At 36.9% G+C, this 25,008-nt stretch carries 21 protein-coding genes; 4 read left to right on the top strand and 17 right to left on the bottom strand.

What is annotated here, in order from left to right; all coding sequences use genetic code 11:
• Window positions 1-45 precede the first annotated feature (45 nt).
• From V1L66_RS02470 to putP, 3 genes are all read right to left on the bottom strand, one after another.
• Entirely contained in the window at window positions 46-1,533 is a 1,488-nt protein-coding gene (locus V1L66_RS02470) for a peptide MFS transporter (protein WP_036079448.1), read from the bottom strand.
• Between the two features lie 412 nt (window positions 1,534-1,945).
• The gene (gene hflX / locus V1L66_RS02465; RefSeq protein ID WP_016995391.1) at window positions 1,946-3,232 is read right to left on the bottom strand and encodes a GTPase HflX; all 1,287 of its coding nucleotides are present in this window, start codon (window positions 3,230-3,232) and stop codon (window positions 1,946-1,948) included.
• 133 nt (window positions 3,233-3,365) lie between these two features.
• On the bottom strand, window positions 3,366-4,853 hold the full coding sequence (putP, locus tag V1L66_RS02460) for a sodium/proline symporter PutP (RefSeq protein WP_016995390.1): 1,488 nt from the start codon (window positions 4,851-4,853) through the stop codon (window positions 3,366-3,368).
• Window positions 4,854-5,051: 198 nt separating this feature from the next.
• Between putP and V1L66_RS02455 the strand changes: the two genes are divergently transcribed.
• Entirely contained in the window at window positions 5,052-6,212 is a 1,161-nt protein-coding gene (locus tag V1L66_RS02455) for an SAM-dependent methyltransferase (RefSeq protein WP_312123947.1), read from the top strand.
• 34 nt (window positions 6,213-6,246) lie between these two features.
• On the opposite strand, the gene V1L66_RS02450 is transcribed toward V1L66_RS02455, so the two are convergent.
• Together V1L66_RS02450 and V1L66_RS02445 are read right to left on the bottom strand one after the other, a co-directional pair.
• Window positions 6,247-7,566 carry an FtsX-like permease family protein gene (locus V1L66_RS02450; protein WP_333004736.1) on the bottom strand — a complete coding sequence of 440 codons (1,320 nt, stop codon included), beginning with the start codon at window positions 7,564-7,566 and terminating at the stop codon, window positions 6,247-6,249.
• A 1-nt stretch (window position 7,567) separates the two neighbouring features.
• Window positions 7,568-8,254: an ABC transporter ATP-binding protein gene (locus V1L66_RS02445; protein WP_004231931.1), complete on the bottom strand. Its 687-nt coding sequence runs from the start codon at window positions 8,252-8,254 to the stop codon at window positions 7,568-7,570.
• 425 nt (window positions 8,255-8,679) lie between these two features.
• Between V1L66_RS02445 and V1L66_RS02440 the strand changes: the two genes are divergently transcribed.
• The 3 genes from V1L66_RS02440 (at window position 8,680) to V1L66_RS02430 (ending at window position 12,555) form a co-directional block, all read left to right on the top strand.
• Window positions 8,680-9,300: a DUF47 domain-containing protein gene (locus tag V1L66_RS02440; RefSeq protein WP_004231927.1), complete on the top strand. Its 621-nt coding sequence runs from the start codon at window positions 8,680-8,682 to the stop codon at window positions 9,298-9,300.
• 21 nt (window positions 9,301-9,321) lie between these two features.
• Window positions 9,322-10,338 carry an inorganic phosphate transporter gene (locus tag V1L66_RS02435; protein WP_036079454.1) on the top strand — a complete coding sequence of 339 codons (1,017 nt, stop codon included), beginning with the start codon at window positions 9,322-9,324 and terminating at the stop codon, window positions 10,336-10,338.
• Between the two features lie 105 nt (window positions 10,339-10,443).
• A complete protein-coding gene (locus V1L66_RS02430; protein WP_333004734.1) occupies window positions 10,444-12,555 on the top strand; it encodes an MMPL family transporter in 2,112 nt (703 codons plus the stop codon).
• A 46-nt stretch (window positions 12,556-12,601) separates the two neighbouring features.
• On the opposite strand, the gene V1L66_RS02425 is transcribed toward V1L66_RS02430, so the two are convergent.
• The 12 genes from V1L66_RS02425 to V1L66_RS02370 all read right to left on the bottom strand — a co-directional run bounded on the left by V1L66_RS02425 (window position 12,602) and on the right by V1L66_RS02370 (window position 24,956).
• Complete coding sequence (locus V1L66_RS02425; RefSeq protein ID WP_036079458.1) at window positions 12,602-13,210, bottom strand: alpha/beta hydrolase; 609 nt, start codon at window positions 13,208-13,210, stop codon at window positions 12,602-12,604.
• A 17-nt stretch (window positions 13,211-13,227) separates the two neighbouring features.
• Window positions 13,228-13,419 (bottom strand): hypothetical protein, encoded by a 192-nt coding sequence (locus V1L66_RS02420; RefSeq protein WP_004231917.1) that lies wholly within the window; start codon window positions 13,417-13,419, stop codon window positions 13,228-13,230.
• Between the two features lie 22 nt (window positions 13,420-13,441).
• Window positions 13,442-13,906: a hypothetical protein gene (locus V1L66_RS02415; RefSeq protein ID WP_036079460.1), complete on the bottom strand. Its 465-nt coding sequence runs from the start codon at window positions 13,904-13,906 to the stop codon at window positions 13,442-13,444.
• 133 nt (window positions 13,907-14,039) lie between these two features.
• A complete protein-coding gene (locus V1L66_RS02410; protein WP_036079462.1) occupies window positions 14,040-14,663 on the bottom strand; it encodes an NUDIX domain-containing protein in 624 nt (207 codons plus the stop codon).
• An 11-nt stretch (window positions 14,664-14,674) separates the two neighbouring features.
• Window positions 14,675-15,772 carry an AI-2E family transporter gene (locus tag V1L66_RS02405; protein ID WP_333004732.1) on the bottom strand — a complete coding sequence of 366 codons (1,098 nt, stop codon included), beginning with the start codon at window positions 15,770-15,772 and terminating at the stop codon, window positions 14,675-14,677.
• 156 nt (window positions 15,773-15,928) lie between these two features.
• Entirely contained in the window at window positions 15,929-17,626 is a 1,698-nt protein-coding gene (locus tag V1L66_RS02400) for a M3 family oligoendopeptidase (protein WP_333004731.1), read from the bottom strand.
• 133 nt (window positions 17,627-17,759) lie between these two features.
• A complete protein-coding gene (locus tag V1L66_RS02395) occupies window positions 17,760-18,335 on the bottom strand; it encodes an ElyC/SanA/YdcF family protein (protein ID WP_333004730.1) in 576 nt (191 codons plus the stop codon).
• A 77-nt stretch (window positions 18,336-18,412) separates the two neighbouring features.
• A complete protein-coding gene (locus V1L66_RS02390; RefSeq protein ID WP_333004728.1) occupies window positions 18,413-20,155 on the bottom strand; it encodes a methyl-accepting chemotaxis protein in 1,743 nt (580 codons plus the stop codon).
• Between the two features lie 225 nt (window positions 20,156-20,380).
• Window positions 20,381-22,129: a methyl-accepting chemotaxis protein gene (locus V1L66_RS02385; protein ID WP_333004727.1), complete on the bottom strand. Its 1,749-nt coding sequence runs from the start codon at window positions 22,127-22,129 to the stop codon at window positions 20,381-20,383.
• 82 nt (window positions 22,130-22,211) lie between these two features.
• On the bottom strand, window positions 22,212-23,507 hold the full coding sequence (locus V1L66_RS02380; RefSeq protein WP_333004726.1) for an arsenic transporter: 1,296 nt from the start codon (window positions 23,505-23,507) through the stop codon (window positions 22,212-22,214).
• 66 nt (window positions 23,508-23,573) lie between these two features.
• The gene (locus V1L66_RS02375) at window positions 23,574-24,293 is read right to left on the bottom strand and encodes a YebC/PmpR family DNA-binding transcriptional regulator (protein ID WP_016992915.1); all 720 of its coding nucleotides are present in this window, start codon (window positions 24,291-24,293) and stop codon (window positions 23,574-23,576) included.
• A 201-nt stretch (window positions 24,294-24,494) separates the two neighbouring features.
• A complete protein-coding gene (locus V1L66_RS02370; RefSeq protein ID WP_333004725.1) occupies window positions 24,495-24,956 on the bottom strand; it encodes a low molecular weight protein-tyrosine-phosphatase in 462 nt (153 codons plus the stop codon).
• Between the last annotated feature and the right edge of the window lie 52 nt (window positions 24,957-25,008).

Genomic DNA, 25,008 nt, shown 5'->3' with positions numbered 1-25,008 from the left:
AGATGCAAGTACAGCTATTAAGAAAACTGTACTTGCATCTTTCATTTAATTAATACCCTTCATCGCTTTTGAAATAATCGGTGAAAGAATTAATATAATAATTCCGACTACAATAGATAAGGTACCTAAGAAACCAAAGTATGTGAATTCGCTTACAACTTCATAGACCTTAACTAATTGTGCATTAATTGCTTGTGCTGCTGCACTTGTTAAAAACCATAAAGACATCGTTTGTGCTGCGAAGGCCTGTGGTGCCAATTTCGTTGTAGCAGATAGACCAACTGGTGATAATAATAACTCACCAACAACTACTAAGAAGAATGACAATACTAACCATAAAGGACTCACTAATGTATTTCCACCAGATAGGTGTGCTGGAATCATCATCACTAAAAATGAGAGACCTGCAAAGAACAATGCATATGAGAACTTACGTGGTGTTGTTGGCTGCTTGTCTCCCCATTTAAGCCATAGCATCGCAAATAATGGTGCCATTGTAATAACAAATAATGGGTTTAACGACTGGAACCAAGAAGATTGAAGCTGAATACCACCAATACTTAGCTGTGTACGCTCATCTGCATAAGTCGCTAAAATTGTTGCGCCCTGTTCTTGAATAGCCCAGAACATTACCGCTGATAAAAATAAAGGAATATAAGCAAGTAAACGAGACTTTTCATCTTTTGTTGTTTTTTTACTGCGATACATATAAATAAAGAATGCAGTTGGAATTAATACACCAAGAGCTGTGATGATAAAACTAAATACATTCATTGTTAATGTACCAGTTTTAATACCAATAGCACCTAAGATGATAATCAGTAAAGCTGCAACTCCGAATTGTGTAAAGACTTTTTTACGTTCTTCAGGCTTTAGTGGGTTATTTACTTGTAAGCCCGCTAAGCCTAAATATTTTTTCTCTGTTAATTTATAAACAATTAAACCAATAAACATACCCAGACCAGCTAAACCAAAGCCAAGGTGGAAGCTATATTTTTGTCCAATTGTTCCGACAATAAATGGTGCAATGAATGCTCCCATATTAATACCCATATAGAAAATAGAAAAACCTGCATCACGGCGGCTATCTGTTTCAGCATAAATGTCCCCAACAATACTTGAAACGTTTGGCTTTAATAAACCAGTACCCATAACGATAAATGCCATCGAAGCAAATAACATGCTCACACCACCAGGCAATGCTAGCAGTAAGTGACCAATCATTATTAACACGCCACCATAAAAAATGGTTTTTCGTGTTCCTAAAACTCGGTCGGCAATCCATCCACCTATAATACCAGACATATAAACAAGTGAGCCGTAGATGGCCATAATAGAGTTCGCAGTTCCGCGGTCTAGACCTAAGCCACCCTCATGTAATTCGTAATACATAAAGAAGATGAGAATTGCTCGCATACCATAGTACGAGAAACGTTCCCAAAATTCTGTGAAAAACAAAGTAAAGAGCCCTTTAGGGTGTCCAACAAAGCCATTTTGAGGGACAGATTTTACAACTTCATCTTTACTAGACATACAATACCCTCTCCCAATATAAAATTATTCTCCAAAAACATCATTACCCTAAAATAAGGATAAAAAAACTTTGTTTCATCATACTAAAGCGTTTTATAAACTTTATCAAGAGTTTTAAAAAATGTTGAAAATTTGTCATTTTTCTATAAATTCCGATTGATTACTATCTAAATTATTAAATCCTTTGATATATCTAAGTTTTCTCACACTTTATATCCAAAAAATTATTACACATACAATGAATTATTCTAAAATATATAAAATTCAGATTTATTACTTTACTTACAAATTTATACTCTTTTTCTATAACCTTTTAGATACACCCTTCACATTGCTCTAGATTCTACTATTCCCTCTAATGACAAAAAGCATGCCAAAAATCTTTTGGCATGCTTTGGGAAGTCCTTAATTTTTAATTAACAACATAGTGCTGATACTTTGCGTAATCTGCTGCTTTTACTTCAAGAGACAATAATGTCCCACCCTCTTCATAGGATGTATTAAAAACAGAGGCATTTTCATTTAAATAAGAGACAACGTTCCCTTGATCATAAGGTATTAACATGTCAACCGTTACATAATGCGAGAAGATGTGTTGACGAATTAATTGTATTAATTCTTCTAAACCAATCCCCTGCTTTGCTGAAATCCAAATATTATCTCCACTCACTACAGGGTATGGAACAGTTGCTATATCTGCTTTATTGTATACATAGATTGTGGGAATGTCCTCAACACCAACTGCTTTTAGTGTTTCGTTCGTCACATCCATCATAAATCCATGCTCAGCGTTTGAAACATCTACCACATGGAGTAAAAGGTCCGCATCTCGCGCCTCTTCCAAAGTGGAGCGAAATGCCTTCACTAAATGGTGAGGTAATTTACTCACAAAGCCTACAGTGTCTGTCAGTAAAAATGTCTTTTTATCAGGTAGTTCAATCTGACGTACAGAAGTTTCAAGAGTTGCAAAAAGCATATCCTTCTCAAAGACTTGTTTATGCTCTTCTTGTCCTATTTGTGTAAGCAGTTGATTCATAATCGTTGATTTTCCAGCATTTGTATAGCCAACAATCGATACAACTGGAAGAGCGTTTTTACGACGCTGTTTACGCTGCGTTTCTCGCTGCTCCTTCACGTGCTCAAGATCCTTTTTAATTTTAGCAATTTGATCTTCAATTTTTCGTCGATCCAGTTCCAGCTTTGTTTCACCAGCACCACGGTTTTTAAAGCCTCCCCCAGTACCTCCACCCTGACGGCTTAAAGAGGCATGCAAACCCACTAAGCGAGGTAGCATATATTGAAGCTGTGCTAACTCCACCTGCATTTGGGCTTCACGTGTTTTTGCACGTCTTCCAAAAATATCTAAAATCAGCATTGTTCGATCAATGACCTTCGTTGCTAAATCACGCTCTAAATTACGGATTTGCGAAGGAGACAGTTCATCGTTAAATATAACAAGGTTTGCTTGTGCTTCTTCATAAAAATTTTTGATTTCTTCTATTTTACCTGTACCCACATAATGGGAAGGTGTTACACGTTCCAAATTTTGCGTGACCGTCCCAACCACTTCTACCCGCAAAGCCTCAGCTAAATTTTGTAACTCTTCCATAGAATAGTCAAAATGCTCGTCATTTCGTAAATTCACGCCAACTAGGATGGCCTTTTCAATTAATACATCAACTTCCTTAATTCTATCCATTAGAAACCTCCCACCAAAGCCCGGTATCGCTACGATAAATTTTCTTCATCTTACCATAAAATACTCTTTTTCGTATTTGAAGATCATTGTTAACCTTTCTAAAAAATGCGCCTCACAGAAAGGCGCATCTCAACTATTTTCTTTCTTCTTTTAGCAATGCTTCTGAGCGTGTGAACTCTTCTTCAATTTCTTTATTAGGTCTATATGTCAGCATACTGACAACAACCGCAACAATTAAACAAACAAGGAAGCCCGGAACAATTTCGTACAACGCACTTGATAAAGCATCTACTTTACCCCAAATAAACGCAGTTACAGCTCCTGTTACCATCCCACTAAGTGCTCCATAGTTCGTTAACTTTCTCCAATATAAAGAAAGTAAAATAACAGGTCCGAATGCGGCACCGAAACCTGCCCAAGCAAAACCAACTAAGCTTAAGATGGAACTGTCTGGATTCCATGCTAGGATTGCTGCAATAATCGCAACAACTAATACAGCCATACGTCCCACAAAAACATAATGCTTATCGTCTGCTGTTTTATTAAATAATGCTTTATAAATATCTTCTACAAGTGCTGAAGAAGTTACGATTAATTGGGATGAAATTGTACTCATAACAGCTGCTAAAATAGCCGCCAGCATAATCCCTGCTATAAATGGATGGAATAAAATCTGTCCAAGTACAATAAATACTGTTTCAGCGTCTTTTAGCTCTCCAGCATTTTGCTGATAATAAGCTACACCCACCAAGGCAGTTCCAATAGCTCCAAATAAGCTTAACATCATCCAGCCAATACCTATGCGTCGTGCTTGCTTCGTTTCTTTAACGGAACTAATCGCCATAAAGCGGACAATAATATGAGGCTGTCCAAAATAGCCTAATCCCCAAGCAACCGACGAAATGATCCCTGCTGCTGTCGCAGTGGCCGGTAATAAATTTAGAAGATCTGGATCAACAGATTTAATAGATGAAATGGTTTCACCTATACCACCTGTTACAAATAAACCAAATAGCGGTACAGTAATAAGTGCTAAAAACATGATAAGTCCCTGTAAAAAGTCTGTATAACTTACAGCTAAAAATCCACCAAATAATGTATAGGCAACTGTTACACCTGAAACGATTAATAGCCCTGTGTGATAATCATAGCCAAATGAGCTCTCAAAAAACTTGCCCCCTGCTACCATCCCTGACGATACATAAAATGTAAAGAATATGAGGATGATGATACCTGAAGCAATCCTAATAAGCTTTGTATGATCACGTAATCGATTATCCAAATAACTTGGAATAGTAATGGAATCATTTGTAACCTGTGTATATACCCGTAAACGCGGTGCCACAAGTAGCCAGTTTAGGTAAGCTCCTATTGTTAATCCAATTGCAATCCAAGCTTCCACAAGACCTGATAAAAATATCGCACCTGGTAAGCCCATTAGGAGCCAGCCAGACATATCCGCAGCACCCGCACTTAGCGCAGTAACCGCTGGACCTAAGGAACGACCGCCAAGCATATAATCTGTTAAATTCGAGGTTTTAACAAATGCATACCAGCCAATCGCTAGCATGGCGACCATATAAATAACAATCGCTAATAATTGATACATGTTATCCGACATATTTTCTCCTCCTTATTAATCCTTAGTATCACTAATTCAAAAAGAATTACTATATTTAAGATACCATGAATATACAATTCTACCTATAAATACTCGGAATTTTTATTAAATTAATTCCGAATACCAAAGTATCCATTGTCTATTATAAAATGTGTTAAACTAGTGCCATCTATTACACAATAAAGTAGGCGAAAATGTATGACATTTGAAGAAATGAAAGCTCTGCTCACTGAGCAAATATTGCAACAACAGCTTGTGACAGCTACAATCAGTCAACCACGTATGAAATCAAACGAAATAAAACGAATAAAATTAAAACCATTAATGTTAAAGAATCAGTACCATATACAAATTGAATACCAATATGAACGGATTTTAAAACATGAAAATATTCTATTGGCTCATTTTCCTTCCAAGCTCGACGCGTTTTTTGAAGAGTATCGTCAAGCCCATATTGATTTCGTAGATGAGACGGTACAAGTGCAATTGTCAAAAAAGAACAAAGTCCTTTGGAAATCAGATAAAACGGCTTCACCTAAACAAGTCCATTTAAGCCATAATCGTAAAAAAAATTATTTACTATCTGATGATCAACCCTATCCATTTTTAATAAGACTGGGGGTACAAACAGAAGAAGGAAAGGTTAAAAAACAAAAGTATGATAAATTTAAACAGATTAACCGCTTTATTGAGTTTATTGATGATGCCTTAACATACTTACCTCAGGATCGACAGGTACGGATATTAGATTTTGGCTCAGGTAAATCCTACTTAACCTTTGCTTTGTATCATTATTTAAAAATTGAAAAAGGCTTAGACATTCGTGTTACAGGTTTAGATTTAAAAAAAGAGGTTATTGAAGAATGCTCAAGAATAGCACAGGATCTAGGCTATGATCAGCTAGAATTTCTTGTAGGAGATATCAATGATTATAATGATGAAAGTGCTGTAGACATGGTAGTGACACTCCATGCATGCGATGTAGCAACAGATATGGCCTTGGCTCGTGCTGTGAAATGGGGAGCAAGTGTCATTCTAAGTGTGCCTTGCTGTCAGCATGAGTTAAATCGTCAATTAAATACACCTGCTCTCGATATTATGTTGCAACATGGACTTGTTCGAGAGCGATTTGCGGCACTTGCTACAGATGCTATTCGAGCTGAAATTTTATCGCTTGTTGGCTATGAAGCACAGCTTTTAGAGTTTATCGATATGGAGAATACACCTAAAAACATATTAATTCGAGCATATCAAACAGGTAAAAAACCAACTAAAGAACAACGTACCAGCTATGAAGCCTTCTTAAATTTATTGAATGCAACGCCATTTTTAGCGAATGAGTTAAAAGAGTATTTATAACATACAGATGTACTTCTTTCCAAATAAATTTTCATTATAACTCTTGTCGTAAAGCTTGAATAACATCGATTTTAGTTGCTTTGCGTGCTGGGCGATAACCTGAAATCATCGCTACACCAACACTAATGGCCGCTGCAATAATGACTAGTTGCCATGGAATAAGAGAAAATGTTATATCATTTGTTGCAAACGCTTCCTCCCCTGTTGCCGCCTTAAGAATTAATGGTAATGCTGCATTAGCCGCAAAGCTAATAGCATACGAGATGACAACAGCAATTAGCGTACCAAAAATACCGATAAATGTGCTTTCCATTAAAAATAACCGTTGAATAAGCTTTGGACTTGCCCCAATCGCCTTTAACACACCAATTTCGCGTGTCCGCTCTGTGACAGCCATTGTCATTGTATTAAAAATACCGATAGAAGCAATCAACACAGCAATTGTGCCTACAAAGATTAAGCCAATTTTTAATACAAGGAAAAATACATTCATTTGTTCTAATTGCTCCGTTACTGAAAATACACTATAGCCCTTATCTTTTAACTTCTCTAAAATCGGCTTAACGTTTTCTAAAGTATCCGCATAAATATTAAATTCGGAGTAAAACAGCTCATCCTCTGCCATGTTACTATCTGTAGATAAATTTTCAGCTAATACTGCCTTTTGCTCTTTATCCATATGAATAGCGTTATCAACCATCCAATCATAAGAAGGTTTCTCCATTACGCCAACAATTGTATAACTCATTTTTTGCGTTTCATTATTTGTACCTGTGTGAGGAACTAAGGACAGGTCTATGTTTTTTCCAAGCAAAGACTCTTTATAGCCTTCTTCACTGCCATCATAATACGTGCCCTCAGCTTCAGCCTTTTTACTTTTTTCTGCAATGACGTCACGTTCTGTATCATTCAATAATGTTTGAGCAAAATGATAGCCTACAACAATTTCATTAGATTTTGTTGGATAGCGGCCTTTTGCAAGCTTTCCATTTACCTGTTCAAAGTCCTGCATATCTGACAATATTAAATTAGAAGTTGTATCACGATCCTCAAAAAATGATTGCGCGGAGGCATTGACACTAATTGTTTCAAGCACTGTTTCTACATGTTCCATTTTTTTAATTTCTTGTACTTGTTCTTCAGTTAATTGCTTATCACCATATACTTGAATTTTTGTAACTGTTTCGTTTGAAAGAATTTCATTGCGTAAAGATTCCTGTAATCCAAAACCAACAGATGCTAGCACGATTAGAAAGGCACAGCCCATCGTTGCAGCCAGTATCGTCATAAACACACGAAGCTTATTTTTCTTGATATGTTGTGTTACAAAATCTAATTGATCCTTAAATAACATGTTAAGCTTCCTCCTTTACCAGTTCTCCATCGTACATGCGGAAGCGTCTATGTGCGATAGTAGCCACTTCTTCATCGTGTGTGATAATAACAAAAGTAAGCCCTAATTCACGATTTAAACTTTGAATAAGCAATAAGATATCCTGCTCGGTTTCTGAATCGAGACTCCCTGTCGGCTCATCTGCAAGTAATATGGGAGGATTCGTAATAAGGGCTCGTGCAATGCTGACACGCTGTTGCTGTCCACCTGACAATTCATTGGGATAATGGTCTGCTACTTCTGTCAAACCAACCTTATCCATTAATTTCTTTACTTTTTCTTTGCGCATAGCCTTACGCAAACCCTGTAGCTTTAAAGGTAATTCAATATTTTCGAAAGCCGTTAAACCAGGCATCAATTGAAAGTTTTGAAAAATAAAACCGAATTGACGTAAACGAAAGGCAGCACTTTCTGTTTCAGTTAGATGGGCTGTTTCCTTTCCATTTACTTTAATAGAGCCCTGTTCAGCCTTCATAAAACCAGCTAGAACTTGTAATAAGGTCGATTTTCCTGAGCCACTTTTGCCTACAATAGCAACAATTTCCCCTTTATTCACCTCGAAGTTCACGCCTTTCAATACAGGCACTTGCTTTTCCTTCCCTCGTTTTCCAATTAAAAATGTATGTTGTAAGTTTTCAACTTGAATCATTAGTTAATAAACGCTCCTTTCTTCTTCATTTTCCATTGTAGAAAACAATTCTTAATAAAGAGGGAGGATAAAAATGAAGATATTCTTAAGAATAAGAAGGTACTCTTCTGGTTATCAAACGAATTTACAATACCTTTACAATTCGGATGCGCTATTCATATTATCTTCTATCATTTTTCGTGTCTTAATCTGTACTAATAAGTCATCACGATAGAAGAATTTCCCGTTATCACAAGGTTTTATCTGTACTCATAAAAATAAATACAGCAGGATCATCTCACATTTTGTGAACGAATTGTATATTACAGCAATGTAAATTTTCGTGTCGAATAGTAAATTTTTATGTAGATAAATTAAAGATTTTGTTATGATAGTAAAGTTTAGAGGTCGATTAATTTATTTATATCCAGGAGGATTCGATTCACATGCTTAACTCAAAAAAACAAGACCCTTTCTTTATTGCATTGCATAAAATTGCTGAAAATATGAGAGAGGCTGTACATTACGCAAATGATTTTCGTATTAACAGTGTGGCTGACCTAAAAGAGATTAGCATTACAATGAAAAATTACGAAACTGCTGGTGATAAGCTTATTCATGAACTGATTGTCATGTTAAATAAATCTTTCATGACACCAATTGAACGTGAGGATATTTTAGAGCTTGCCATTCGTATGGATGATGTTTTAGATGGAACAGAACACTGTATTGCACACTTTGAAATGTTTTCGCTCACTGAGATTGATGAATCTATGCGCATTTTCTTAGGGTTTATTTCGAAAAGTGCTGATGAAATAGTCAAAGCGACAGAAGAGTTAAAGAAAAAGAATCTAATTGGCATGCGTCCACACGCAATTCTTATTAAAGACTATGAACGTGAATGTGATGAGGTACAACGTACTTCTATTAAGAAGTTATTTTTAAATGAAAAGGATCCAATCCGCCTCATTAAATTTAAGGATATTTATGAACAACTTGAAGATATCGCTGATCATTGTCAAAACGTAGCAAATACTATGGAAACAATTATCATGCGTAACGCATAATTAGGAGATGGGCACTTTACAATGAACACAATCATTATATTAACCGTACTGGTCGTCATCTTTGCCCTAACATTTGACTTTATCAATGGCTTCCATGATACAGCAAATGCTATTGCAACTTCGGTTTCTACTAGAGCATTGCCGCCACGCACGGCAATCATTATGGCCGCAACGATGAACTTTATCGGTGCTATCACCTTTGTAGGAGTGGCAAAAGCTCTAACAAAAGATATTGTAGATCCTTTTGCTTTAAATGCTTTTGAAGGAGACACAACAGGCTCAGTCGTTATTTTAGCAGCATTAATTTCAGCTATAATTTGGAATTTGTTGACATGGTATTTCGGTATTCCCTCAAGCTCTTCACATACATTGATTGGGTCTATCGCTGGTGCTGCTATCGCATCCGCTGGTTTCAATGTGTTAAACTATAGCGGCTTTACTAAAATCATCATGGCGTTAGTGCTTTCACCATTACTTGCTATTTGTGCAGGCTTTATCATGATGACACTTTTTAAATTATGGTTTAAAAATTTAAATTTATATCGAACGAATAAAGGTTTCCGTACAATGCAAATTTTTACTGCTGCCATCCAATCATTCACCCATGGTACAAATGATGCCCAAAAAGCAATGGGGATTATGACAATGGCATTAATCGCTGGTGGCTTGCATACTGGAGATGAAATTCCTTTCTGGGTACGTGCTGCTGCAGCTACAGCAATGGGGCTAGGTACCTCAATTGGTGGTTATAAAATCATTAAAACGGTTGGCGGTAAGATCATGAAAATCCGCCCTGTGAATGGTGTTGCTGCAGATTTAGCTTCTGCTACTGTTATTTTTGGTGCTACGCTAATCCACTTACCGGTATCAACAACACATGTCATTTCTTCATCCATTATGGGTGTTGGTTCAGCACAGCGTGTACGTGGGGTGAACTGGGGCATGGCTCGAAAGATTGTTACTACTTGGGTGATTACGATGCCAATTTCAGCTGTTATGGCATCTGTTATATATTTTGTATTATCATTATTCTTTTAATAATAAGACTCCTGTCCAAAAAGTGGATGGGAGTCTTTACTTTGTCACACGACAAAATGTGACACATCCTTTACACTAATTGAAAAGGGGGATGTATAAACAACTATGAAAACTTTTTCAGCTTATATTACAGCACATGCGAAAGCAATCGTAGTCATATGGCTTATTATTTTTCTAGCAATGGCGTACTTTGCTTTACAGCTTCCAGGTAAACTTCAAGGTGATGGTTTTTTTGTCGAAGCAGATCATACCTATGTTACCAACGAGCTAGCAGAAAAATTTGATTTACCATCTAATACGATATTGGTTGTCTTTGATCCAGCTGATGATCAGAAAATTGAAGACACTTTAAAAAAATTAGATAGCAAAAAAGAGATTCATTCTATTCAATCACCTTTAGAAGACTCCTCTTTACGGAAAGATGGTATTGCCTATGCTATGGTTCACATAAAGAACGATGTAGAAAACCTTCCGGACATTGTTGAGGAATTCCGCTCATTAATTGAAAAAGACGGTGTTAGTATTACTGGAGGTCCTGTTATTTCTGCTGACATAAATACTGCTAGTCAAAAGGATTTAGCATCAGCTGAAGCCATTGGATTGCCAATTGCCATCGTGGTTCTCTTATTAGCGTTCGGTACAGTTGTTGCCTCTATTCTACCAATCATCATTGGTGTTGTGACAGTGGTTACGGCATTTGGTATGATGACGCTGCTTAGTGCTAATGTAAATCTATCTATTTTCGTCTTAAATATTGTCCCGATGCTTGGGCTGGCTTTAAGTATTGATTTTGCGTTGCTGTTTATTAATCGTTACCGAGAAGAACGCGCACATACTTCTATTGCACAAGCTATTCAAACTGCTATTCAGACAGCAGGCCGTTCTATCATTTTCTCCGCAGTATGTGTCATGATTGGCTTAGGTGCGATGATTGTCATTGATGTAGAAATTTTTCACAATATTGCGCTAGGAGGCACTATAGTCGTCCTGTTAGCCGTTCTTTCTGGCTTAACATTCCTTCCTGCCACCATGATGCTATTAGGAGATAAACTTAATAAATGGCGCTTAATACGCGTTAAACCAGGTGGAGCAAATCGTTGGCGCGGCTTTGCAGGTTTTGTCATGAAGCATCCAGTAGCTATAGTGATTTCAGCATTATTGTTACTAGGCATTGGCATGATCCCTTTAAAGGATATCCGATTAACCATACCACAGGTGGACTCCCTACCAACAAAATATGATGCACGTGTAGCATACGATAAATTAGATGAAACCTTTGGATTAGGTGAATCCTCTACATTATATTTGTTAGCTGAACGAAAAAATGGCTGGGAGGACACTGAGGGTAGAGAGCTAATTTATACGATTCAAGAAAAGCTATTACAGGACCCATTAGTGACTAATGTTTCAACTATATATACAGCTGCTAACATTCAAACACCAGAGGAGCTCTCTGCTTCTTTAGCTATTCCACAGGTTGCAGAACAATTAAAGCCTGTTATAAGTACTTTTTCAAAGGATACACAGCTATTTGTCCCAATCACAATTGATGCAGCGGGTTCTTCCTCTACAGCTCAAAAATTTGCCCGAACATGGATGGACAAAGACTTAGGCGTAGATTTTAGACTTGGAGGACCAGCTAAATTCAACCAAGAAATTTTTGATGAAATTGCTAATAAAATTTTTTTGGCTATAGCGATTATTATCGTTTCCACATTCTTTATTTTAATGTTGGCATTCCGTTCTATCTTAATTCCGTTAAAGGCAATAATCATGAACATTATTGGGCTTTCATCCGCATTCGGTATACTCGTTTATATTTTCCAATATGGACATTTTGGTATTGAAGCAGGCTCCATTGTACTGATCATTCCAGTTATTGTTTTTTGTCTTGTATTTGGCTTAAGTATGGATTACGAAGTCTTTTTAATTTCTCGTATCCAAGAGGAATATTTAAAGGGCTCCGACAATACGCGTGCAACAATTGATGGCTTAACCTCTACTAGCCGAATAATTACATCGGCAGCGCTTATTATGATTGTTATTACAGGTGCGTTTGCTTTTACTGATGTGATGCCTGTGAAGCAAATTGGGGTTGGTATCGCCATTGCTGTTGCAATTGATGCAACGATTATTCGTCTTATGCTTGTGCCTAGTCTCATGAAGCTATTTGGCGACTGGAACTGGTGGCTTCCTTTCTCAAAGAAAAGTAAATAACATAATGAAAATCCACCTCCTTTTATAAGTGAGGTGGATTTTTCAATTAAGCATAGATGCTGTTATACCATTCTTTTGCTGCTTGAACTTCAGGCATTGTTAGTTGATGACCAAAATTAAACCATTTCGTCGTTACCGTTGCACCTGCAGTACTTAAAAGGGTTTCTAAATCCTCAGATTCCTGTGCTGTACACATTGGATCATTCGTACCCGCACCGATAAACACAGGTGTTGGAGAGAGCTGCGGTAATTCAATACCACGTCTTGGTACCATTGGATGATGTAAAATAGCTCCTGCTAACGCATCATCGTAGTGGAATAATAAGCTTGCTGCAATATTAGCACCATTCGAATACCCTATTGCTACAATTCGTTGGCGATCAAAGCCATATTGCTGTGCTGACGTCTGTAAAAATTCATAAAGTTCCTTTGTACGAAAGATTAAATCTTCCATATCAAAGACACCCTCCGCTAATCGGCGGAAAAATCGTGGCATTCCATGCTCAAGTACATTCCCACGAACACTTAAAATATTAGCTGTTTCATCTATTTCTTTTGCCAGCCCAATAAGACTTTCCTCATTACCACCTGTACCATGTAGTAATAATAATGTCGGCTTCGTTTCGTCTGTACCTTTATAATAAATATGTTGCACTGACAGTCACCTCTCAATTATCTTGAATTCGAGATAATTGTAGCCTGTGGCAAAATTAAATTCAAGCTCTTTGACTTATTAATTTCACGATTTTCACGATTTGGCTGTTCTTCGTGATTTTTATAAAAATTAGTAATGGTATAAACTGAAAATAAACATGCCGCAATCACAACAACAATAACAATTCCCACTAATTTCTTTCCGTTCATCTATCATGATCCCCCGTATTTCTTATTTCTTTGTACGAAAGCCTTCTTCTAGTAAATATTCCTTTGCTGCCTCATACGTACCAAATGCCTCTTCAAGATTGTCTCCATGATACACGTTCCAAGAACGCTGCTCAAAAGCTAGCTGTAACTGACTACCATCTCGGCTATTCCAAATCTCTACAATTGGCTCCTGCTCTTCTACTTCTTCAGATAAATATTGGATAGCGTCTTCAATAATTTCACGAAGCTGTAGTTCATCATAATCGCGGATATTAACTAATCCTTTATCGTTAGCCTCATTCTCATAGCGCAATAAATCTCCCACAAAGACAAAGCCATTGCCATTTGGATGTAATTTCTCCACTACAATCGTCTTTTCGTAAAGACTGTCCATGTAATGATAATTTAGGCGCTTTAAAGAAATTTCTTTTTTTGTTAGCTCAGAAAACGATTCAATAATCGCTTGTTTTTGTTCAAATGTTAGCATATAAAAAATGCTCCTTTTCTTTACAATCTATCTAACAGTATAACTCATTTTTTCCTATTATATCGTGTTGTTTCTAAATCATTTTGCACAAGAAAATAGGACAAGCTAATTTTATAGCTTATCCTATTTAAACTTATGAGGTTTGATTAAATATTTTTTCACGTGTGAATTTTATCACCTGTGCAACATACAATTCCCGATAAGGAACAAATTGTGCAGTACCAACTGGTCTGACAATTCTCACACGTTGACCATCTGGGAAATATTCATATCCTTCAATATTAAGCGTCGTCGTTTCCCCCAAGAAGAAAGCCTCCGCCTCATTTAGCCTCGCTCTTACTACACCTGATACTTCCTCATACTGCAAAGCAAAGGAATCCCAATCATGCTTGAAAGGATATATGTAGACATGGCAAAATTCATTGTCGATCATATTTTCAGAAACGATACTACAAGAGGTCATGCCCATTTTGACTACCTCATGGACATCAATATTGAGTCCCAATTCTTCTTTTACTTCTCGAATACCTGACTCTACAGTCTCAATCGCTAAAAGATGCCCTGCTGCTGTAATATCAAGCAACCCTGGATAATCCTTTTTCTGTGAACTACGTACTTGAAAATAAATATAGTCTTCATTGACAAGCCAGCAATGAAAAGTCTCATGCCAAAGCCCTTTTTCATGTACTTCCGCTCTCGTAGCTGTCCCAATTTGCTCATGCTGTTCATTAAATACCTTTACAATTTCTTGTTCCATTGTTTCGACTCCTATACTGACTTCGTCGCTTTTTTCTTAATCGCATTACGTTGATCATAAATATTGGATACGATAACCTTTAAGACTGCATAAAATGGTACAGCGATAATAATGCCAATAAAACCTGCTATATTACCTGCCGCTAAAATAATTGTAATAACGGTAAGGGGATGGATATCAAGTGATTTCCCCATGACATTCGGTGTAATAAAGTTGCTGTCTATTTGCTGAGCGACCAGCGTCACAACCGAAACCCACACCACTAAAATTGGATCTTGAATAACTGCCACAATCAGGGCTGGCGCAAAGGCAATCCAAGGCCCAATAAATGGAATCATATTCATAAAGAATGCAAAAATCACTAGTAATAGCGAATAGTCTAATCCGATAATTAAATAGCCTACATACATTATTAGTGCTAATAAAAAGCTAATTTGCAGTTGGCCCTGAATGTAGGTACGTAATACATCATCAATTTCACTTAACGTTTTCTTTACCCATTGCTGACGTTCACCACTGAAGTATTTATAGATGGATGGAGCAAACTTCTCATGATCCTTCAGCATAAAAATAAAGAAGAATGGAATTAAAATGGCTAATAACGACACAGATACAATGGATTGTAAAAAGGACACAAATCCTTTACTCGCCACTACTGCAATATCTTGTACCGAATTCGCCATTTTTTCGATAACATCATTTAATTGCTGAGGGAAGTTATCCTTATTTTGCGTTACATAGTCTGTCAGTTGCTGAATGCTCGTGCTAATACTCGTACTAATCATAGGAGCATTCTTCACTAATTTATTGACCTGCTCGGCAATTGGGTTACCAATTATCCAGCCAAAAATACCTACCATTGCTATTAGTCCGAACACAATCGTCAATATACTTCCCCATCGAGGAAATCCACGTTTTTCTAAAAACCTCTGAATTGGCTCAGTTACATAATAGAGAACACCACCAAGTAGTAAAGGCACAAAAATGGCTTTTAAGATGATGACAAGTGGTGAAAAAATCCAATGAATTTCTATAAAATATTTAATGATTAGTAGTGTAAGTAGTACCCCTACTCCTACTTGAAACCAAACTTTCCTCGTCACTTTCATTCACTTCCTTTAAATGCAGTTACTGAAAATACTACTGATATATTAACCATTTCGCAAGTATCCTAGTATTTTTTTACAGAACTCCTCTGACAAACTAAAAAATTCGCTCACTTCCACACTAGTTATCGTGGAAGTGAAACGAATTTAAGTCATCAATTATAGAGAGGAATCATCTATTGAGTTTAAGAATGTCTCAATTTCTCCAATTACCGATTCAACACAGCCATCCTCAAATGGTGAGATTAAACCTGCCTCTTTTACAAGCTTTGTAAAGGACATCGAGCCACCTAAACTACAAAGATGAATATAGTCTTTCCAAGCCGCTTCAAATTCTTCACGTGAACGCTTCCAGAATTGGAAGGCACAAATTTGCGCTAACGTATAATCAATGTAATAGAACGGGCTTGCATAGATGTGGGCCTGACGTTGCCAAATGCCCCCAGCCTCTAGGTAGCTGTTATGATCATAGTCGCGGTGTGGTAAATATGTTTCCTCAATTTTTTTCCATGCAGCTTTACGTTCAGCAGGAGTCATTGTAGGATTTTCATAAATAACATGCTGGAACTCATCTACTGCCACACCATATGGTAAGAATAAAAGACCACTACTTAAATGTGTAAATTTATATTTCTCTGTATCACCTTCAAAGAACAGCTCCATCCAAGGCCATGTGAAGAATTCCATACTCATCGAGTGAATTTCACAAGATTCGTAGGTTGGCCATAAATACTCAGGAATGCCTATGTTACGGCTTGAATAAACTTGGAAAGCATGTCCAGCTTCATGTGTTAATACATCAATGTCACCTGAAGTACCATTAAAGTTTGAGAAAATGAATGGAGAATGATAGTTTTCAATAAACGTACAATAACCGCCACTTTCTTTCCCTTTCTTCGCTACAAGATCCATTAAGTCATGATCAATCATGAAATTGAAGAATTCTCCTGTTTCAGGTGAAAGCTCCTCATACATTTTTTTACCGTTTGCTACAATCCACTCAGGATTCCCTTTTGGCGTAGCATTACCTGATAAGAAGTTAAGTGCTTCATCATAAAATTTAAAATCTTCAATGCCAATTCGCTTTGCCTGACGCTCATATAGCTTCGTTGCAACAGGCACAATTAAATCACGAACCTGATCACGGAATTTTTTAACCATATCAGCATTGTAATCAATACGATTCATACGAATATAGCCTAGTTCAACATAGTTGTTATAGCCCAGTTTAATCGCAATTTCATGGCGTACCTTGACAAGTTCGTCATATAAACGATCGAATTCATCTTCATGCTTTGCAAAGAAGCCAAAACGAGCATCCGTTGCGGCCTTACGTGTTTCTCGATCCGTTGACTCTGCAAACGGACCTAGTTGAGCAAGCGTTAATGTCTCCCCATTAAAGTCGATTTGTGCAGAAGCAACAAGCTTATTGTACTCAGAAACAAGTCTGTTTTCTTTTTGCATCAAATCAATAACTTCTGGTGAGAAGCCTTTAATTTGATAAGTTGCTAAATCAAATAATTGTTGACCCCATTTTTCTTCTAATTGCTCACGAAATGGTGAATCAATTAAAGCTTTATAATATTCCGTCGTTACTTCTTCTAGCTCAGGACCTACTTCATCGAAATAATCACGTTCTGCTTGATAAAATTCATCGTTCGTATCGATTGAAGCACGAATATACACTAAATTAGCCATTGTCGCAAAGTCATTACTAATTGCATTGTGCTTTTCTATGATATTACTTTGCTCGTCCATCGATTGTGCTTGTTTAAATTGCTTAATAAGTGCTAATTGCTGCTCTTTCATCGATGCCACATTTGGTCGGCTGTATTGATAATCTTTAAACGTTGTCATTAAAGTCCCCTCTTTCTGTCCTATACCCCGTAATATTTCTATTATATGCCAAATGGAATCTATTAAGAAACAATTATCTCTTTTCTGTTGTGATGATTTTTTTGTGGGAAAGAAATGTAAAGGCGTTATTGTTTTAATAGCCCACAATATATGTTTTTAATAAGGCAGCTCTTTCTCTTATTCTTAATTTTGCTTCTACTGATTTTGGTGTTTTTGCTGATAGGACATCTACTTCAAAATCTAACGTTTCAGCAAGATATTTTGCACGTTTCAAATGAAAGTCATTTGAAACGATGGTAATTTTCTTTGTCTCTTCTGGTAATAATTCTTTAGAGAATACTAAATTTTCATAAGTAGACGTAGATTGATCTTCTATGATAATTCTCGTGGCATCGATGCCATGCTGTTCCAAATAGTCTTGCATTACAGATGCCTCTGTACGGTCTTCATCTGGCCCTTGTCCACCTGACACAATGACCTTAACATGTGGGTATCTTGTTAAGTATGGAACAGCCACCTCTAATCTACTTTTTAATGAAAGCGATGGTACACCACCTGGCCTTACTTTTGCTCCCAATATAATCATATAATCAGCTGAACCATTGGCATTTGGTTCTATACCCTGATCAATCTCTCTTCCCAGCCAAATATAAAGAACGATTCCAATACCGATTAAAATAACACTAACTGTCACCAACCATCTTCTCACAAATCATTCCTCCTTTACCTTTTATTAACGATGATAAAAAGAAAAGGATGCTTGTTAACCAAGCATCCTGAAAGATATTATCTCAATATAAATCGTTTAATAGACTCCTGTAAAGCAGATATTTCATCGGTTAAATCATTGGATGATTCGCTAACGAGTTGGATTGCGCGTTGTTGCTCATCTACAGATGCTGTTACCTCTTCAGACGCAGCAGCATTCTTTTCACTAATCATCGCAATACTTTCAATCGATTGCATAATATTATTCTTAGAGCTATTTAAATATTCTACACTATCCGTCGTATCGCCTATAATGGCTATGATTTTTTCAACAGCTAATTTAATTTCTTTAAAGGATGATTCTGTAACCATGACAGAATCATTTTGTTGGCTTACAATGATATGGGTTTTCTGCATTTCATCATTGACTAAGTTTGTTTCACTTTCAATGCCTTTTAGCGTCGTGCGTACTAGCTCAGTTGCTACAGAGGTTTGATCAGCAAGTTTACGTACCTCTTCCGCGACAACTGCGAATCCTTTACCATGTTCACCCGCTCTTGCTGCTTCAATAGAGGCGTTAAGTGCAAGTAAATTTGTTTGATCTGAAATCTCCGTAATCGTCCCCACGATGCCTTCAATTTCACGTACCTTAACAATTAAGCTACCAAATACAGACTGAATATTCTGAACGAGATTTGAAGACTCCTGCGACTTATCCTTTAAGATTTCTAGATTAACTAGGCCTTCTTCATTTGATTTTTTCATATGCTGTGAGGCATCTAACATTAATTCATTTTTATCATGCAATCCTTCAATTTGCTGCGCAAACTCGATAGCCGTTCTGTTTGTATCCTCTGCATCAGATGCTTGCTTGACTGCACCCTTGGATACTTCATTGATTGCTTTGACGATTTCATCACCATAGGCATTTGTCTCCTCAGCTACTGCAGTTAAGTTCGCTGAAGTTGATTGTATTTCTACAATCGCTTCCTCCACATCTGAAATAAGTGTTTTAAGTTGATGTACCATTTCATTAAAGCCATCATTTAACTGTCCTATTTCATCCGAGCGCTGTAAATGCTCAATTTTAACCGTTAAATTCCCTTTTGCTACTTCACGCACACGTTTAGATAATTTTTGAACTGGTAATGCAAGATGTCTTGATACAAGAATGACAACGATTGTCCCAATAATGATGGCACCTACTAATGTCAAACCAATTACTAGCAATAAAGAATTTGCCTCTGCATTAAAATCCTGCATATATGTACCTGATGCAATAATCCATCCCCAATGTGGATCTTTCTCAGAATAAATAATTTTATCCGCTAAGACATTCTGACCTGGTAGTTCAAATTCATATTGTGTAAAGCCACCACCATCAAGTGCCTTTTCAGTTACTTCTCGAATAAAGTAATTGCCACTGCTATCTTGGTCATTCCAAAGATTATCTCCTTCTCGTGTTGGATGTGTTGTTAATGTTCCCTTATCATCCAGCACATAAATATAGCCATATTCCCCTAAATCACCAGGATAATTAATCGGCCGTTTTCCTTCGCTATCTTTCGGACCAAGAAATGCTTCTCGTACTCGTTCCTGTGCAACCTCTAATGGAATATTACCTTTCTCAACACTTTCGTTTGCGAGCTCGATTAATTGCAAAGCAGATTCGACACTATTGTAAAGTACCTGCTCTCCTATATCCTCCATCCCATTCTTAGCCTTACCATAACTAACTATACCTATTATTAAACTTGGGATAATTAGTAGTGCCAATGATATAATAATCAATTTCCCCTGTATTGAACGTAAAAACTTCATACTTTAGCCCCCCTATTTTCTTCGTTCAACAATATATTACTTTATATTATGTTATGGTTTGGAAGTTTTCACAATGGGTAAAGCACAAATTATTTTCTAATTTCCCTTAATATGGTTCGTTTTAATACTTTCATGCTAACCTCTTGATATATTTTAATGGCCAAAAATTTATAAAAACTATTTCTCCACAAGACGTACACTTATAGAGAAATAGTTTTGTGCTTATCATAATTTAAATGTATTAATCGTTTCTATAACCTCTTTCGTTGTTTGATCTAATATGGTTACAACTTCATTTAATTCAGAAACCATCGTTACTTGTAAATCCGAGGCAGTTGCTACTTCCTTTGTTCCTAGCACACTATGCTTCGCAATAGCATTCATCTGCTCGGTAGTAGCTAATACTTCCTCAGAGCCTGCTGACATTTCTTCAATGACAGCAGAGTCATCTTGAATTTTATTATTCACCTCAAGGACAGAATGCAATATTTTCTCTAGACTTACGCCTATGTGTTGCACTGCTTTATTGCCTGCCTGTACATCTATGGTACTGCTAGCCATCTCCTGTAATGCTCGATCAGTAATTTTCTTAAAGCTTTCTAAATGCATGTGTATTTCGTCAGCAGATGCTTTAGACATCTCTGCAAGTTTCCGAACTTCATCTGCCACGACCGCAAATCCTTTACCAGCTTCTCCTGCTCTAGCTGCTTCTATTGCCGCGTTTAAAGCTAGTAGGTTGGTTTGATCCGCTATACTTGTAATGATTGTCACCATCTCTTCAATTGATTGGAACTTATCACCCATTTCCTCGACATGATTAGCCGTACGTAAAACAGAAGATTCTACGTTTTGAATTTGGGATACAACTTCTTGAGAATGATTAACACTTGTTTCCACAAGTCCTGTCATGGCTGATGATGACTCTGCAATTTCTGAAGTTGTATCAGCCAGTCGTTGAATACCAATCGACATCTCATTCATAGTTAATACAACCTCTTGATTATTTTGCTGCTGTTGCTCACTACCAGCAGCAATTTCAATAATTCGATCTGCAATTTGAGCGTTTGATTCTTCCACATGCTGAGAAGTCTCATCAATTTTTTGAACAACATTTTGTAAAGCAAATGTGCGTTGTTGAATCGTATGGAAAGTTTCTTTTAATTTTTGTAGTGATTCTCTGAAGGATTGTGCAAATATTGTAATTTCATTTGCTCCTTTTAGCTGGATTTTCTCCACTGCTATCGTTGCCTTAGCAATATCACCTTGAGCAAAACTTTGTGCTGCATCACCTAAATGTGCAAGAGGTTTTAACGCTCCATTAATATAACGATATAGGATGAACATAACAATACCTGTTAAAGCTAATATGACAATAATTAATGCAGGTAAAATAGCCGTTAATACGGCATTCGCAACATTGCTTACCTCTGTTGCTTCTATATCGACCCCAACAAAGGCAACAGTATTCCCTGCCTCATCCTTTAATGGAACAGTACCAGATAAATAATCTCCAAAATCACTATGTAAAATAGCGGAATAATAACTTCCTGTATTCTTTACCTTTTCAATATCCTTGTAGTATGTGGTGGAGGACTCATCTCCTATAGCTCCAGCATTTTCTTGATCATCTGCTGGCATACCGTCCACTAAAAAACGTACCTTTTTATCTTCCTGTGGTACTGCGAAAGTATAGGCATAGAGAACACCATTTATTTCACGTAATTCGTTGAGCTCTTCTCGAAGTCGCCAATATAACTCAGATTCTTTTGGTTCCTTTGAGAGTTGCTCATACTCATCAGCATTTAGATGTTTTGCAATATTCTCAGCAACTGCAACTGCCTGTGTTCCCATGGTTTTATTAACAGATAATTTTGCTGTGTAGATAGTTGTTATAACAAAAAAAGATAACAAAGCCACTAACATTACTAATGACATTAACACTATTTTATTGCTTAATTTGCCTGTCGCTCGCATACTTTCCTCCTTTAATATACTGATATACTAATATCTTAATAGTTCCTATTGTACTATTTTTTCAACTATTTCGACAATAAATCTATGATATTAAGCATATCCAAATAATTAATGCAATTAAAGTGGCGAACAGTGTCGGAATGGTAAGAATAACACCGATTTTAAAATATTGTCCCCAGCTAATTTTAATGCCTTTCTGGGCTAATATATGAAGCCATAGCAATGTTGCCAGTGAACCAATCGGTGTCATTTTTGGACCTAAATTCGTACCAATTATATTTGCATAAATCAGTCCCTCCTTCATCATGCCCGATGCGCTTGTTTCTGAAATCGCCAAAGCATCAATCATAACAGTAGGTAAGTTGTTCATGACAGCAGACAAAATGGCAGCCACAAATCCCATCGTCATCGTTGCTACTACGAAGCCCTGCTGTATAGCTAGCTCGAATAAATTTGCTAACAGTCCTGTCATCCCTACATTTTTTAACCCATAGACAACCACATACATACCAATTGAGAAGAACACAATGTTCCATGGAGCTCCTTTTACAACCCTCTTTGTATCTACAATAGAGCTACGCTGTGCAAGCCATAAGAATAAAGCAGCGACCCCACATAAAATAAAGGATACAGGGATGTGTAAAACCTCACCAGCTACGAATCCCACTAATAGGATTGCAATCACATACCAAGCGATCGTAAATAATTTGGGATCCCTGATTGCGTGCTTTGGTTGCTCAACTGCCTCAAGAGAATAATGCTGTGGAATGGAACGGCGAAAAACAATGTAAAGTACTGCTATACTTGCCACTAACGAAAAGAAGTTCGGTACGATCATATGAACTGCATAATCTATAAACCCTATGTCAAAAAAGTCAGCTGAGACAATATTCGTTAAATTGCTAATAACAAAAGGTAAGGAGGTTGTGTCTGCTATAAAACCACTTGCAATAATAAATGGAAAGATCATTTTTTCAGTCAAGTTCAGTTTTCTCACCATTGCTAAAACGATCGGCGTTAATATTAAAGCACCCCCATCATTAGCAAACAAAGCTGAGACAACAGCTCCAAGGCAACTAATATAAACAAATAAGCGAATTCCACTTCCCTTTGCGAGTCGTGCCATATGGAGAGCTGCCCATTCAAAAAAGCCAATTTCATCTAAGATGAGTGAAATTAAAATAATGCCAATAAATGATAGTGTTGCATTCCAAACAATCTCCGTTACCTCTAATACATCATGCCAGGTTACTACACCTATTAATAGTGCAATAGCTGCTCCTATACAGGCCGACCAGCCTATTGATAGTTTTCGTGGTTGCACTATGACAAAAAATAATGTAACTAAAAATAAAATAATGCCTAAAGCAGTCTGCATCATTTTCCTCCCTAATTAAAAACCAGTAGCGTACATGCTACTGGTTTACTCATTTTGCTAATTGGTTTATTCGCCTAAATCTGCATTGTGGAAGACATTTTGTACATCTTCTAAATCTTCTAATGCATCAATTAGTTTTTCAAACTTCGCTACATCGTCGCCAGTTAAAGTCACTTCTGTTTGAGGAAGCATAGAAAGCTCTGCTACTGTAAATTCTTCTACGCCTGCAGCCTTCAATGCTTCTTGTGTCGCAAAGAATTGATCTGGCTCTGCATAAATAATTACGGCTTCTTCCTCTTCTAGAATATCGCGAGCATCAATATCAGCTTCCATTAAAATCTCTAGTACTTCATCAGCCGTTTTGCCTTCTAAGCCAATAACTGCTGTTGAATCGAACATATAAGCTACAGATCCACTGACACCCATATTCCCGTTATTTTTACCAAATGCTGCACGTACATCAGATGCTGTACGATTTACATTGTTTGTTAAAGCATCCACGATAATCATTGTGCCGGCTGGTCCAAAACCTTCATATCGTAATTCATCAAAGTTTTCATCACCGCCACCTTTTGCTTTGTCGATGGCTTTTTCTATAATATGTTTTGGAACACTGTATGTTTTTGCGCGTTCAAGTACTACTTTAAGTGCACGGTTTGACTCTGGATCTGGTTCGCCCGATTTAGCTGCCACATAAATTTCTCGTCCAAATTTTGCATTAATACGGCTTGTGCTTTGATCTTTAGACGCTTTCTTTTCTTTAATATTGTTCCACTTACGACCCATTGTTTCCACTCTCTTTCAAAAGATAAATTTATAAAAATAATAGATACGCAGTTGCATATCTGTAAATGGTAATTAAATACTTATCGTATCTTTACTCTGCAAATAATAACACAATGATGCTTACAAAGCTAGATATACCAATGTTTAAGGTAGCATTTTTCTGAAGAAATCACTGTTAAAATTTACGTTTTTAGCGCCCTCTTACAACAGCTCTTGTTTAATTTTTTCTAGTAATGCCTGACAACCTTCCTGCACCAAATCATAAGTTTCCTGAAAATCACCTGTATAATAAGGATCTGAGACATCCTTACGATGCGGTGTTAAATCTAAAAAACGAAAAATCTTTGGCGAGTTTGGATTGCCTAGTATTGTGCGGATATTACGAATATTGCTTTCATCCATTCCGATAATATAAGCAAACTTTTCAAAATCTGACTTTTGTAATTGTCGACCTTGCATACCTATTGTGGAAATACCATATTCCCTAAGCTTATCCTGTGTACCCCGATGTGGAGGTTCACCGATATGCCACGAACTAGTAGCAGCAGAATCCACTTCAATTTTATCTTCTAAATGCTCTTTCTTCACCAAGTCGCGCATAATCGCCTCTGCCATGGGGGAGCGACAGATATTACCTAAACACACGAAAAGTACTCGAATCATTTTATTTTCCTCCTACAACAAAGCACTCAAAATCAATTTGATTCTGAGTGCC

The organism is Lysinibacillus sp. IITD104 (assembly GCF_036698265.2).
Lineage (GTDB): Bacteria > Bacillota > Bacilli > Bacillales_A > Planococcaceae > Lysinibacillus > Lysinibacillus boronitolerans.
Note: the sequence above shows the minus strand (reverse complement) of the source record. Positions and strands in the feature narration are given on the sequence as shown.

Excerpts from the sequence above, each read along its gene's own strand:
- V1L66_RS02470 (WP_036079448.1), bottom strand. The coding sequence starts at position 1,533 with ATGTCTAGTAAAGATGAAGTTGTAAAATCTGTCCCTCAAAATGGCTTT.
- hflX (WP_016995391.1), bottom strand. The coding sequence starts at position 3,232 with ATGGATAGAATTAAGGAAGTTGATGTATTAATTGAAAAGGCCATCCTA.
- putP (WP_016995390.1), bottom strand. The coding sequence starts at position 4,853 with ATGTCGGATAACATGTATCAATTATTAGCGATTGTTATTTATATGGTC.
- V1L66_RS02455 (WP_312123947.1), top strand. The coding sequence starts at position 5,052 with ATGACATTTGAAGAAATGAAAGCTCTGCTCACTGAGCAAATATTGCAA.
- V1L66_RS02450 (WP_333004736.1), bottom strand. The coding sequence starts at position 7,566 with ATGTTATTTAAGGATCAATTAGATTTTGTAACACAACATATCAAGAAA.
- V1L66_RS02445 (WP_004231931.1), bottom strand. The coding sequence starts at position 8,254 with ATGATTCAAGTTGAAAACTTACAACATACATTTTTAATTGGAAAACGA.
- V1L66_RS02440 (WP_004231927.1), top strand. The coding sequence starts at position 8,680 with ATGCTTAACTCAAAAAAACAAGACCCTTTCTTTATTGCATTGCATAAA.
- V1L66_RS02435 (WP_036079454.1), top strand. The coding sequence starts at position 9,322 with ATGAACACAATCATTATATTAACCGTACTGGTCGTCATCTTTGCCCTA.
- V1L66_RS02430 (WP_333004734.1), top strand. The coding sequence starts at position 10,444 with ATGAAAACTTTTTCAGCTTATATTACAGCACATGCGAAAGCAATCGTA.
- V1L66_RS02420 (WP_004231917.1), bottom strand. The coding sequence starts at position 13,419 with ATGAACGGAAAGAAATTAGTGGGAATTGTTATTGTTGTTGTGATTGCG.
- V1L66_RS02415 (WP_036079460.1), bottom strand. The coding sequence starts at position 13,906 with ATGCTAACATTTGAACAAAAACAAGCGATTATTGAATCGTTTTCTGAG.
- V1L66_RS02410 (WP_036079462.1), bottom strand. The coding sequence starts at position 14,663 with ATGGAACAAGAAATTGTAAAGGTATTTAATGAACAGCATGAGCAAATT.
- V1L66_RS02405 (WP_333004732.1), bottom strand. The coding sequence starts at position 15,772 with ATGAAAGTGACGAGGAAAGTTTGGTTTCAAGTAGGAGTAGGGGTACTA.
- V1L66_RS02400 (WP_333004731.1), bottom strand. The coding sequence starts at position 17,626 with ATGACAACGTTTAAAGATTATCAATACAGCCGACCAAATGTGGCATCG.
- V1L66_RS02390 (WP_333004728.1), bottom strand. The coding sequence starts at position 20,155 with ATGAAGTTTTTACGTTCAATACAGGGGAAATTGATTATTATATCATTG.
- V1L66_RS02385 (WP_333004727.1), bottom strand. The coding sequence starts at position 22,129 with ATGCGAGCGACAGGCAAATTAAGCAATAAAATAGTGTTAATGTCATTA.
- V1L66_RS02380 (WP_333004726.1), bottom strand. The coding sequence starts at position 23,507 with ATGCAGACTGCTTTAGGCATTATTTTATTTTTAGTTACATTATTTTTT.
- V1L66_RS02375 (WP_016992915.1), bottom strand. The coding sequence starts at position 24,293 with ATGGGTCGTAAGTGGAACAATATTAAAGAAAAGAAAGCGTCTAAAGAT.
- V1L66_RS02370 (WP_333004725.1), bottom strand. The coding sequence starts at position 24,956 with ATGATTCGAGTACTTTTCGTGTGTTTAGGTAATATCTGTCGCTCCCCC.